Source organism: Streptomyces sp. NPDC058308 (assembly GCF_042880275.1).
Lineage (GTDB): Bacteria > Actinomycetota > Actinomycetes > Streptomycetales > Streptomycetaceae > Streptomyces.
Window position 1 is genome coordinate 66,829 of the sequence record NZ_JBHVZA010000015.1, and the last position, 11,597, is coordinate 78,425.

General features: G+C 72.2%; 8 protein-coding genes. 6 read left to right on the forward strand and 2 right to left on the reverse strand.

Translation table 11 applies throughout. The features are described 5' to 3' along the window. Positions 1-226 precede the first annotated feature (226 nt). Together ACFVYL_RS21280 and ACFVYL_RS21285 are read right to left on the reverse strand one after the other, a co-directional pair. Complete coding sequence (locus ACFVYL_RS21280; protein WP_389718347.1) at positions 227-781, reverse strand: hypothetical protein; 555 nt, start codon at positions 779-781, stop codon at positions 227-229. 107 nt (positions 782-888) lie between these two features. Beyond that, positions 889-1,959 carry a hypothetical protein gene (locus ACFVYL_RS21285; RefSeq protein ID WP_389718350.1) on the reverse strand — a complete coding sequence of 357 codons (1,071 nt, stop codon included), beginning with the start codon at positions 1,957-1,959 and terminating at the stop codon, positions 889-891. A gap of 922 nt (positions 1,960-2,881) precedes the next feature. Between ACFVYL_RS21285 and ACFVYL_RS21290 the strand changes: the two genes are divergently transcribed. From ACFVYL_RS21290 to ACFVYL_RS21315, 6 genes are all read left to right on the forward strand, one after another. Next, positions 2,882-3,787: a conjugal transfer protein gene (locus tag ACFVYL_RS21290; protein WP_389718353.1), complete on the forward strand. Its 906-nt coding sequence runs from the start codon at positions 2,882-2,884 to the stop codon at positions 3,785-3,787. Continuing rightward, on the forward strand, positions 3,787-4,110 hold the full coding sequence (locus tag ACFVYL_RS21295; RefSeq protein ID WP_389718355.1) for a hypothetical protein: 324 nt from the start codon (positions 3,787-3,789) through the stop codon (positions 4,108-4,110). The genes ACFVYL_RS21290 and ACFVYL_RS21295 overlap by 1 nt, the downstream gene beginning before the upstream one ends. Before the next feature lie 62 nt (positions 4,111-4,172). Then, positions 4,173-4,709 carry a hypothetical protein gene (locus tag ACFVYL_RS21300; RefSeq protein WP_389718357.1) on the forward strand — a complete coding sequence of 179 codons (537 nt, stop codon included), beginning with the start codon at positions 4,173-4,175 and terminating at the stop codon, positions 4,707-4,709. Next, positions 4,709-7,348, forward strand: a complete 2,640-nt coding sequence (locus ACFVYL_RS21305) for an ATP-binding protein (protein WP_389718359.1) — start codon at positions 4,709-4,711, stop codon at positions 7,346-7,348. Before ACFVYL_RS21300 ends, ACFVYL_RS21305 begins: the two co-directional genes overlap by 1 nt. Before the next feature lie 346 nt (positions 7,349-7,694). Beyond that, positions 7,695-10,385: a hypothetical protein gene (locus tag ACFVYL_RS21310; RefSeq protein ID WP_389718362.1), complete on the forward strand. Its 2,691-nt coding sequence runs from the start codon at positions 7,695-7,697 to the stop codon at positions 10,383-10,385. Between the two features lie 44 nt (positions 10,386-10,429). Then, positions 10,430-11,539 carry an NlpC/P60 family protein gene (locus ACFVYL_RS21315; RefSeq protein ID WP_389718365.1) on the forward strand — a complete coding sequence of 370 codons (1,110 nt, stop codon included), beginning with the start codon at positions 10,430-10,432 and terminating at the stop codon, positions 11,537-11,539. Positions 11,540-11,597 lie beyond the last annotated feature (58 nt).

Consider the following 11,597-nt stretch of genomic DNA (forward strand, 5'->3'; position numbering starts at 1 on the left):
GCCCCGGCCGGGGCTCCTCGCACAACTTCGGAGGTTCAGGAACAGGCACGACTCGACGGCGCAGCTCACACAGATCGGTGGGGCTGTGGGCCTCTCCCCTTCGGCGGTGGAGCTGCCACCTGAGTGGACGAGGAAGAGCGGCTGTTCGTCGGGGAGTTGCCCGGACGGTGGATGTGTGTGTGCACACCTGGCGCAGCAGGGCCAAGGGTTGGTGCCGGAGCTGGGGTCAGGGTCGGGGCCTGTCGGGCCAGGTGCGGGCGACGGGGCCAGCGCCGTAGGTGTGCTCCGCCGTGGGGTGGTCGAGGCGGGTCTGGAGCTGGGCGAGGAGGCTGGCTCGCTCGGTGGGTCCGTAGGTGACCCGCTGCCCGGTCGCTGCATCGAAGGTCAACAATTCGCTGTTGGGTGCGGTACACATCAGGGCTCGTTCGATGGCGGGCAGCCCCAGCCGGATGGCGTCGCAGGTGCCGAAGCGGCTCAGGATGAGGAGATCGTGGGTGACCTGCTCCCAGTCGCCGACGGCCAGCCACCCGGCCCCGCCGTCCAGCTCATGGGTGAGGGTGGCCAGCGGCACGATCTCGCGGGTCCGGCGGCGGCCGTTGTTGAGGATGCGGTGCATGCGGTCACCGTCGGGCTGTTGCACCCGGCTGTGGAGCAGGATCGCGGCTTCCACGATGGTGGTGTTGATCTCGCGCAGTCCGTGCGGCGGGAAGTAGGGCTCGTGGGCGAACAGGAAGTACGGCGCGTCTTCCGCGTTCGGAAGGCTGCCGGAACGGCTCGTCATGGCAAGGGCTCCTCTGCGATGTGTTGGCTGTACGGCCTCTGCAGGCACGCGGTGCGGGGTGGACGGCGGGCGGTCATGGCTCCTGGTTTCGGTAGGGCCGTTGGGCGTCAGGTGGCACAGACAGTGCACTGGCCGTCCCCGCCCGGGGGCGCTCGCCGTGGGGTGGGACCGGGACAGGAGGTGCAGAAGGGCCATCCGAGGCAGGCCGGGCAGAGGTCCTGGCCCCGGGCCGGCCCGGGAGCCTGACAGCCTGCGCACTCGACGAGGACCCGGTGCTCCAGGGTCTGCTCGAGCGGGTGGGAGGCATGCGAGGCGGCGTCTCCTGCGGGCATGTCGTTCAGGACGGCCAACTCGCGGACCTGGTGCGGCGGCGGGATCTGCTGTGCGGCGCGCAGTCGGGCCGCGGTGATCGCTGCGACGGAGGTGCGGACGGGCTGAGGCAGAGGGCGGCCGGCGATGACGTGCTGCAGTTGCCGTGTGCTCCAGCCTGTCTGCAGAAGGCCAGCGACGACCGCGCCCTGGTCGTGCAGGGCGGTTCCGGTCAGGAGCAGTTCGGGATACAGCGCACCAATCGCGAGCAGCAGGCGAACGCCCGGCTCATGCGCGTCGGGCTCCGGCATCGGGTCTGTTGCACGAGGCGGCGGAGAGAGGGCTGTGTCCTTGCGCGGGTGCGCGTTACGGACGGCTGGACGGAGGGGGTTGGTGTTCTTCTCTCTGGTCTTCTTGTTCTTGGTGTTCTTAGTGGTGCGGTCCGCCTGTGCTGGCGCCTCCTGTGCTGGCATTCCCGGTTGTGGATGTGGCCTGCGGCTTTGCGGAGGCCGGGCGCAGTGGCGGGCCTCATCACCGGCCAGGATGTCGTGGAGGTGGGCGGGCAGGTCCGTGATCGCGTATACGGCCTCGCCGAGGGTGCCGTCCTCGCGTCGCTCCCGGTCGCGGACCAGGTATCCGTGGTCTTCAAGTTCCTTCAGTCCGCTGGCGACCGCGTCCCGGCCGTCGGTGCCGGCACGCGCCAAGCCCGCCACGGTCACCCGCCAGCCGTCCCGGTGGCTGGTGATCAGCCCGAAGAGGCCCTTGGCTTTGAAGCTGATCCGGGCGTCGCGGAACAGGGCGTTGGCAATCTGCACGAAGTGGTCGCCCGCCATCGCACCGCGTCGGATGCCTGATCCGTAGTGGTTCATCGTGATGCGCTCCGTGGCACGGGGCCGCCGTGCTGTGCCAGGTGCCTGATCGGTAGGGCACCTTTGGGGCGGGTGCGAGCGGCGGCGAGGAGCACCCTGCCCCGGGCGGTGGCTGCGGCACGGTTCGCCGTGGGGCGCATACGCGGCACCCCGTTCGTGCGGGGGCTCGGTGCGCAACGCGTGGCTGGCGGCGGGAGGGGCCAGGGCGCGAGGGGCGGGGCGTGGTTCATGGCCTGAGCCAATCCGGCGGCCTCGACCGGTTCGCCAGCCAGCGAGCCCCGACCACGATCACAACGGCATCACAACGGGCGGGGTTCGTGGTGGCCGGGTCCTACTGGCTGCGCTCTACGTCTCCCGGCGGGGTGCTGTCCATGGTGCGGGCGGCGGTGGTGAGCAGTGTTCCTGCGGTCGCGGCCGGCACGGTGCAGTGCCGGTAGAGGCTGCGCCGTCACGTGGTGCACCACGGCAGTGCGTGCTGGGTCCTCTCCGCTGTCGCCGGGTTCTCGGCCCGGCCACTGCTGGCCGCCCCCCGACCACCATCTGGTCGGCCCCGGCCACCGCTGGTCGCAGGGGGTGCGCAGCGCTCACTGTGACCTGGCGCCGCTGGCCGGAGTGGTGGCGCGTGTGCACCAACGGCGCGGGCGCTCCCCCGGGAGCCGGGCACAACTTCGCCGCTGGCACTGTGCCGCTCGGCGCTGCCGCGACGCGGGCTCTGCCCCGGAGCCGTGTTGCTGCGCGGCAGAGGGCGGGGCGAGAAGCCGCGCGCGTGCCGGCCTGGTGGGGTGGTAGCTGCTCCCACGGGCCGACCACGGATTCGTGACCGGTTCGACGCTGTGGTCGGGGCTGCATGGTCGGCGAAGCGGTCGGGGCGGACGGGTTCTCTCAGGGCACCAACCCGCCTGCTCTTTCCGGGAGTTCACGCATGTACCGACCCAAGCAATCAGCTGATGCCGGGGGGCCGCCGGTGGCTGCCGGGGTGGCGCTGACCCAGATGCGGCGACGTGTGCGGTACTCCCGTGCGGGCCTCTGGGCGGCCGTTGCGGCCGGCCCGATCGCGCTGGCGGTGGCCCTACTGCAGCCTTCTCCGACGGTCACGGCCGCGCCCCGCAGCGCCCCGCAGCATCCTGTGCACAGGCGCACGGTGGATCCTGCGGGCTATGTCGCACAGTTCGTCGATGTCTGGCTGCGCAGCCGCGAGGACACCAGCAGTGCGGCCGGGCGGCGCGCGCAGTCGATGGCTCCCGATGTCCCCCTGCCGTCGCTGGCCGAGGATGCGCCGGCGCCGCGCCGGGTGACACCGGTGCGCAGCGTGCCGCGCACCGGCGGGCAGTGGTCGGTGACGGTGGCTGCGCAGTATGCGCAGTCGGTGCGCTACTTCGCGGTGCCCGCGCTCGTCTCCGCGAGCGGCGCCTCCTTCGCGGTGACGGCCGCGCCGGCCGTGGTGGCCGCGCCCACCCCGCACGCGGTGCCTGCTTCCAGTTATCGGGTGAGAGTCCCTATGGGCCCGCTGTGGCAGACCGCCGAGGAGTTTTTGTCGGCGTACCTGGCCGGGCGCGGCGAGGTCGGCCGGTATCTGGCGCCCGGGGTGCAGATGTCGGCGGTGTCGCCGGTGGCCGCGAAGGACGTCAAGGTGCAGGACGTGGCTGCCCGGGAACCGGCGGCCGGCGCCGTGGGGCCGGGAGAGGGGACGCGGGTGCATGTCCAGGTTCACGTCGAGGCGAGCGATGCGGCCGGGCGCTGGCCGCTGTCCTACGAGCTCACGCTCGCTGCCCGCGGCGGCCGGTGGGAGATCGCCGCGCTGTCCTCCGGGGCGGGCGGTGAGCGGTGATGGACACCGTCAACCGTGCCGTGCTCGCAGGCAAGTTGGCTGATCTGGGCGATTCCTGGATCGGGACGGCGAAGGACTGGGGCACGGCCGGTCTGCAGGCGGCGCTGGTCGTCATCGTCGTCGTGATCATGCTGCAGCGGTTCAGTCTCAAGGCGGGCATCGGCGCTCTGATCCTCATGGTGATCGCACTGGGTCTGTACAACTCGCGTAACCAGCTGGCGGACATGTTCGAGGACGAGGTGAAGAATCCGGCCAGGAGTGCTCCCGCCTTAGAGCATCCGATACCTGCGGGCGGCCCGGTAGGCGGGCAGGGGCCGGTATGAGTACGGCGGCCGCCCCCCGCCGGGCACGCTTCTACACCTCCGCGCGGCGCTATCCCTGGGTGATGGGAAAGATCGCCGACTGGCGTTTGCCGTTGGGCCCCTACAACGCGGCCCAGATCGCGCTGGCCACCGTGGGCGGCTTCGTCCTGGTGAAAACCCTCTGGCTGTGGGGCGGGTTCGGGCCGCTGTCGGTGCTTCCGGTGACCGCCTGGATCGTGGGGATCTGGCTGCTGCGGCGCCCGAAGATCGGTGGACGTACACCGGTTGCGGCGGCCTTGGGCTTGGTGGCGTTGGCGGCTCAGCCCGCCGGTGGCCGCATGGGCCGCCGTGCCGCACGCGACCGGCCCGCACGGCGCCTGGGCGGCGGCTTCACCATCGAAGACCTTCCCCACCCCGGCGGCCAGCTGCGCCCGGGGCCCGCACCGCGCGCCGGGCACCCGGGCCCGCGAGCCGCCCGGGCCCAAGGCCCGAACGCCGGCCACTCGCCATCAGCCAGGCCATCGACCGCGGCGTCTGCTGCGCCCGTGCCTTCGGTGCGCGCCTTGCTGGCTCAGGCCCACCTCCGCGCCCAGAACGCCGTCGAGACCAAGGAGGGGTGATGCGTGTTCCCATCCGGCACATCGCCGGGCATCTGCTGTGGTCCGCCCAGGGGCATGTGTGGGCCCTCTACCGGCTGCATCCGGGCCCCGACAGCAAGGGCCGCGGCCAGGAGACGGTGCCGGGCACCTATGTGCCGCCCGCGGTCCACGACGAGCTGCTCGACAAGACGACCACTCTGGTGCGTTCGCTGTCCGGGGCGCCGCGGCTGTTCGGTCTGTGCGCGCAGGTTGATGCGGGTGAGGTCGCCTGGCGCATGGTCGACGGACTCACCGAGCCCGACGGGGCTCTGCCCTCCGGGGCCCGCCCGTGGATCGAGCACCTGGACGCGGCGCTGGATCTGCTGGAGGGCCAGGAGATGCACCAGCGCACCTGGTGGCTGGCCGTCCCGCTGGAGAGCGTCCGCCAGGGGCTGAAGGCGGCGACGGCACTGTGGGCGGAGGTCTCCGACTCGCTGGGGCTGCAGGCCGCGCCGGTTTCCCGCGCCGAGGTGAGCGTGTGCCGGGACCAAGCCGCGCAGGTGGAGGCGCAGTTGGCAGGCGGGGCTGCGTACCGCCCGGCGCGGCCTGCGGAGATCGTGTGGATGATCCAGCACGCGGTGCACCGGGGCCTGGCCGAGCCGCTGCTCGACCAGGCGGCGAGCAGCGACCTGTACGGCGGCCAGGTGCACGGCGCGGTGCTGCGCTCCCCCAGCTACGCCGATTTGGGGCAGGTACGCCTCGAGGAGGGCGGCACCGACAGCACGCTTGGGGCCCGGGAGTCGGCCGGCTCCCGGCGTCCTGGCCGGGCGGAGCGCCGGGGGCCGTGGTGCAAGACACGCTCTCCATCACCGCTGCGGCGTCGCTGGCTGCAGGTCGAGAGCGCGGCCGGGACGGGCTATCAGGCGCATCTGGCGCTGGCCGAGTGCCCGCCCGCGGTGCGTCAGGAGGCCGCGAATCTGTTCACCCAGCTTGAAGTCCTCGACTTCCCCGTCGATTTCACCGTCGATCTGACGCTGGTGCCGGCGGAGACGGCCCGCGCCCAGGTGCAGCGCAAGAAGAACGAGCTGGTGGACCAGGCCGACCAGTACGAAGTCCGGCCCACCGGCATGCCCGCCTCCTTGCCCGAGGCCGCGGTCGATCTGGGCGAGCTGGAGAGGCGGCTGTCGCGCAACAGCGTCGAGGTGGAGGTCCAGAGCGTCACGGTGCTCACGGTGTGGGCGCCCACTGCTCAGCTGTGCGATGCGCGGGCGCGGGCGCTGGAGAAGCTGCTGGCGGGCGCCGACTACCGGGCGGTGCGCCCCTCCGGACTGCAGGTCGACCTGTTCACGCTCGGGCTGCCCGGAGTGGTACGGGCGCCCAGGCTGCGGGAGTTCACCCAGCATCAGCTCAGTGAGGACTGGGCGCTGTCGGGGGCGTTCGCGCACAGCGAGGTGGGCGATCCGAGCGGGCTGCTGCTGGGCCTGGACCTGGACTGCGGCACCACCCGGCCGGTGCTGGTCAACGTGGCGGATGCGCCCAGGCAGGATGCCTCGGCCTCGCTGGGGGTGGTGGGAGATCTGGGCGGCGGCAAGAGCGTGCTGCTGAAGCTGATCGCCGGTTCGGTCGTGGACCGGGGCAGCCGTGTCATCTGTATCGACCGCACCCCGGTGCGGGAGTGGGCGGCGTTCGCTCGGGCGGCCGCGCCGGGCCGCTGCCAGATCATCGACGCCGCGCAGGCGGCGCTGTCCATCGATCCGCTGCGCTTGTTCCCGGGCGCTGAGGGCCGTCACTACGCGCTGAGCTATCTCACGCTGCAGCTGGGCGTGGGCCCGATGACCACGGCCGGTGAGGTGTTGCATCACGCCGTGGAGCAGGCCGCTTCGTCCGCCGCCTGTTCCATGAGCGGTGTGGTCGCCGTGCTGCGGCAGATGGCCGCGGGTGCGAGCGGCAAGCGTCAGGACGCGGCTGCCACGCTGGCCGGGCTGCTGCGCGTGGTCGAGCAGAATCACCTGGCCCGCATGGTGTTCGACCCGGCGCTGCCTCCGGTGCAGTTGGAGGGCACTGGGGCCTCGGAGTTCATTGTGGTGACGACGACCGGGCTGAAGCTGCCGCCCAAGCAGGCGTTCGCGCACCCGGAGGTGCTGCATCAGCAGCCCCTGGAGGCGCTCATCGGCCGGGCGGTGCTGTACCTGATCGCGGCGATCGCCCGCCAGGCCGCCTTCGCCCAGCCCGAGCGGTTCTGCGCGGTCGCACTCGACGAGCTGTACTGGCTCACCTCGTCCGCCGAAGGCACCGCCCTGGTCCACGAGATCCTCCATGACGGCCGCAAGCACGGCGCGGGGCTGCTGGCCGGCGCCCACGAGGCCGAGGAACTGGGGCCCGACCGGGGCCTGATGGCCTACCGGGCGCTGGCCCGCACCACGAATCGTGAACGGGCTCGCCGCGGCCTGGAGTTCGTGGGCCTGGACAGCGGCGACAGCGAACTGGTGCGGCTGGTCACCTCCAACCTCTCTCCCGTCGGGCGCCGGGACCGTGCCGGGGAGCTGCTGCTGACCGGCCCGCGGCAGAACACCGGACGCGTCAAGGTCGTCATCCCCTGCCTGGAGCGGATCGCGTCGCGGATCACCACCACCCCCGGCCAGGCCCCAGCGTCGGGGCCCGCACCACAGGAGGCCGCCTGATGATCAGCCGGGGATGGGACCGGGCACGGCGCCGCCAGGCCGCTCGCCGGGCTGCCGCCGTCCTGTGTCTGAGCGGCCTGATGCTGGCCGCGGCCGCCGTGATCCTGCGTCTGCCGCCGGCATGGCCTGCTGGTCACCCGGCCGGAGGCCCTGCCGGGGCTCAGGACCGTGCCGGGGCCTGCGCGTTGATCACCGGCCCGGCCCGGGGTTCGTGCACGGCCGGGCCGGACCGCACAGCGCGGGCGCGTCCGCAGGAGCACTCCGTTGTCGTGGCACAGCTCCTGCCGCCAGCCGCCGCCGTGGTCGCGCTCCTGATCCTGTGCCGGGTCGGAAGGAGGGATCCCTCATGATCAGGTGGCGGCCGCAGAGCGTCCGGCTGCATACCTTCGCCCACGCCCTGGCGCTCGCGGTGGTGTTTCTTGTCGTCAACGGACAGGTCGCCTACGCCGCGGACGGCGGCGGGGACATGATGGCCCCACTGAACGTGGACAGTTCCGAGGGCGTGCCGCTGGATGGCTACGAGCTGTCGGCACAGGGCGGTTCGGTCTTCTCGCTGAAGAGCAACGCGTACGCGTTTTTGATGAACGGGCTGTTCACGCTGGTGCGTCTGCTGGTCGGACTGGCGTGCTGGGCCGTTGAGTTCGCCCTGCGCTTCCCTCTGATCAAGATGCTGGCCGATCCGGCCCAGCGGGTCTCCGAGACCTATAACGACATCGTCGTGGACACCCTTGGCCTCAAGGGCCTGTTGCTGGCCTGGGCGTTCGTCTTCGGCGGGATCCTCCTGGTGCGGGGCAAGGCCAGCAAGGGACTGGGGGAGATTCTCCTGACGCTGCTGATCGCCGCGTTCGCCGCCTCCGCGTTCGTCCGCCCGGACTACCTGCTGGGCCAGGACGGTCCGCTCGCGCAAAGCCAGCAGGCGGCCGCCGAGGTCGCCCAGGCCACCATCGACTCTCACGACTGGGGCGGGAAACTCGCCAGCGGGAACGCGGGGCCGTGCGCCGGGATGTGGGGCAAAGCCCTGGAGAAGTGCCATCAGGTCCAGGAGGAGCGCCCCTACTCCGCCTCCGAGGTGGCCAAGCCCATCCAGGATTCGCTGTCCAACGTCCTGGTCGTCAAGGGCTACATGCTCGTGCAGTACGGCCGGATCCTCGACCCGGGCAAGAAGGCCGACCGGCAGGCCTACGCGCTGCACCTCAAATGGGTCTTGGGCGGCTACAAGCCCTCCGCCGAGCAGGACAAGAAGGACCCGTGCGGGATGGTGGCAGGCCCGCTCAAGAAGTACTGCCAGGACGGACACGCGGGCACCAAGCGCGCCGCGGCTCAGGACCTGCCCGAACTCACTTTGGGAGGACAGCTGCTGGAGTCCGCGACCCCGGTCCTGAGCGAGCCAGACCAGCAGTTCGCCGCGTTCCTGAAGGATCTCAAGAAGGCGGGGCCGGTGGGCCAGGCCTGCGCGGAGTACGCCAAGGAACCCGCCGGGTGGCGGGCCGCCGGCGTGTTGATGCTGTTCGTCTCCGCGCTGCTGATCTGCGCGATCGCCCTGTCCGGCGCGTTCGTGCTGGTGGGGGTGCAGGCCGCGGATGCGGCGGCCGCCGCGGTGGGCGGGGTCGCGCTGGTGTGGGCGATGCTGCCCGGTCCCAGCCGGCAGGCGGTGTGGAAGTGGCTGGCGCTGCTGGGCGTCTCTGTCGCCGCGATGTTCGCGGTGTGCATGTTCCTGCCCGCCTACGGCATCGGTATCGACATCATGCTGACCGAGGGCCCCACGGTGCCCGCCGAGCGGCTGCTGGCCCTCAACGCCCTGGCGCTGGCCGGTCTGGCCTTCCACCGGCGTCTGCTGCAGGCGATCTCCTCGGGCGGGCAGCGGCTGGCGCTGCGGATGCGCTACGCGAAGATCGGTGGCACCCATCTGCCGGGCGACAGCTCCGAGATCGGCGCGGCGCTGGCCGTGCACGGCGGCGGCCTGGGGGCCGGCGGCGGGTTCGGGCTGCGCACCCTGGGCGGCGGATACGGACGGCTCGGGACCCGCCAGCGCATCATGCGCTCGCTGGGCGCGATGACGGACGGCACCGGCCTGCCCATCGACTCCGGGCGGCTGCTCGCCGACGCGGGTGCGGAGGCCTCCCGCGGTCTGGGGCCGCTCGCGCTGGCTGCGACCGGCGCCCGGGTGGGGGCCCGCGGCGCCTGGTGGCTGACGGTGGGCAAACATCCCGGCGACCAGACGCTGGAGAAGATGCGCAAGCCCACCGCTGCGGGAGATGACGCGGCTCCCGCGACGCCCTTCGCGGGCGCGGGCTACCCGGTGCGGGGGCCGGGCGGAGCGGGCCGGGCAGGGCCGCCGGACCGCTACCGGGACAAGGACGGCATCATCACCGACCAGCACAGCGGCGCGGTCCTGCACGACCAGCACAGCGACCGCACGCTGTTGTCGACCCGCGCGCACAACCGGCTGGTGCGGCTGCGCGGTTACCGCATCCTGAACCGCACCGGCCGGATCGCGCACGGCGCCACCTACGGTCTGCCCGCCAACACCCGGCGGGCCCGGGCCCAGGCCTCGCGATACACCCACGACGCCCGTCAGCAGCTCGAGGTGTGGCGCAACACCGGGCGTGAGGACGGCCGGGCCTGGACCGGCCGCGCGTCGCGCGAGGACGGCAGCGATCCGGCTGGACCGGTGGCCGGCTCGCGGCGCCTGCCGCCCCCTTCCCCCGGGCCAGGACCGGGCGCGCCGGTGCCTGGTGGCCCCTCGCGTCCTCCCTCCGCCCCGTCGGGCGGCGCGCCGGCCTCGCCTTCTCCCGGCCCGACGCCGTCCGACTCTGGCTCCTCGGGGCCTTCCGGGCGGTGGCTGTCGCCCCCGCGGCCCGCTGCGCCTCCGCCCCGCCGGTCACGCCCCGGGGCCCTGGGTTCCAGTGCCGGCTCACGCGAGGAGGCACGCCGTCGCTTCGAGGAACTGCAGCGTCGCATCGCCCGGCAGCGGAACGAAGATCCCTCGCCCCGCGTGGACCTGCCCCCTGAAGACATGGAAGGGGAGGAGCCGTGACGCCAGGGAGACGGCGCCGGCGCGTGAAGTGGGGGTGCCTGCTGGTGGTCTTACTGGTCGCAGCCTCCTGTGCCGCCCCGGTCGCCGGGGTCCTGTCCGCTGCGGCCCAACTCTCCGGGCAGGACGCCCAGGGCGAGGAAGAACCGGTCCTGGAGGGCAGCGCCGCGGACATCCCGCCCACGATGCTGGCTGCCTACAAGAAGGCCTCCCGGCAGATCGGCCGTCATGTGCCGCGGTGCCGGGGCATGTCCTGGCCGATCCTGGCGGGCATCGCCAAGGTGGAGAGCAACCATGCCGCCGGGCGAACCATCGCCAAGAACGGCGACATCCACCGGCCCCGGATTCTGGGCGTACTCCTCAACGGGTCGGGCGCCGGACAGAACCACACCGTCTTCCCTGACACCGACGACGGCCGCTGGGATGGCACCGCGGACGGCGAACGGGCCGTGGGCCCCTTCCAGTTTCTGCCCTCCACCTGGGCGTCCGTGGGCCGCGACGGCAACGGAGACACGGCCAAGGACCCGCACAACGCCTTCGACGCGGCCCTGGGGGCGGCGGTGTATCTGTGCGACCGCGGCCGCGACCTCACCCAGCGCTCTGAGCTGCACGCCGCGATCTTCAAGTACAACCGGTCGCAGGAGTACGTGAACAACGTCAGCAGCCACATCACGCAGTACCGCACAGCGGCCCCCCGCTCCACGAGCGTGGAGCTGGAGGCGGTCTCCGGCAAGGCGAAGACCGTGCTGAAAGCGGCGCTCGCCCAACGCGGAATTCCCTACTCCTGGGGCGGCGGCAATGTGAACGGTCCCAGCACCGGGACATGCTGCTCCCCCAGCGGCACGTCCGGCGCCGGAATCAAGGGGTTCGACTGCTCCGGGCTGACCACCTATGCCTACGCCCGGGTCGGAATTGCCCTGCCCCGCACCGCCATGACCCAGGCCCAGATGGGCCGGCGCATCCCCGCCAGCAGCGGCACGGGCGCGCTGCACCCCGGCGATCTTGTCTTCTACGCCGGCCGCAGCGGCGCCATCTTCCATGTCGGGCTCTACGCGGGAAAGGGGCAGGTGGTCAACGCCGCACGGCCCGGCACGCAGGTGCGCATGGACCGCGTCGAGGCGATGTCCGGCTATGCGGGAGGGGCACGCCTGCTGTGACGCCCAGCTTTCCGCGATCACACCCGACACCGCGTACCCCGTGGCTGCTGCTCAGCTG

Excerpts from the sequence above, each read along its gene's own strand:
- ACFVYL_RS21280 (WP_389718347.1), bottom strand. The coding sequence starts at position 781 with ATGACGAGCCGTTCCGGCAGCCTTCCGAACGCGGAAGACGCGCCGTAC.
- ACFVYL_RS21285 (WP_389718350.1), bottom strand. The coding sequence starts at position 1,959 with ATGAACCACTACGGATCAGGCATCCGACGCGGTGCGATGGCGGGCGAC.
- ACFVYL_RS21290 (WP_389718353.1), top strand. The coding sequence starts at position 2,882 with ATGTACCGACCCAAGCAATCAGCTGATGCCGGGGGGCCGCCGGTGGCT.
- ACFVYL_RS21295 (WP_389718355.1), top strand. The coding sequence starts at position 3,787 with ATGGACACCGTCAACCGTGCCGTGCTCGCAGGCAAGTTGGCTGATCTG.
- ACFVYL_RS21300 (WP_389718357.1), top strand. The coding sequence starts at position 4,173 with ATGGGAAAGATCGCCGACTGGCGTTTGCCGTTGGGCCCCTACAACGCG.
- ACFVYL_RS21305 (WP_389718359.1), top strand. The coding sequence starts at position 4,709 with ATGCGTGTTCCCATCCGGCACATCGCCGGGCATCTGCTGTGGTCCGCC.
- ACFVYL_RS21310 (WP_389718362.1), top strand. The coding sequence starts at position 7,695 with ATGATCAGGTGGCGGCCGCAGAGCGTCCGGCTGCATACCTTCGCCCAC.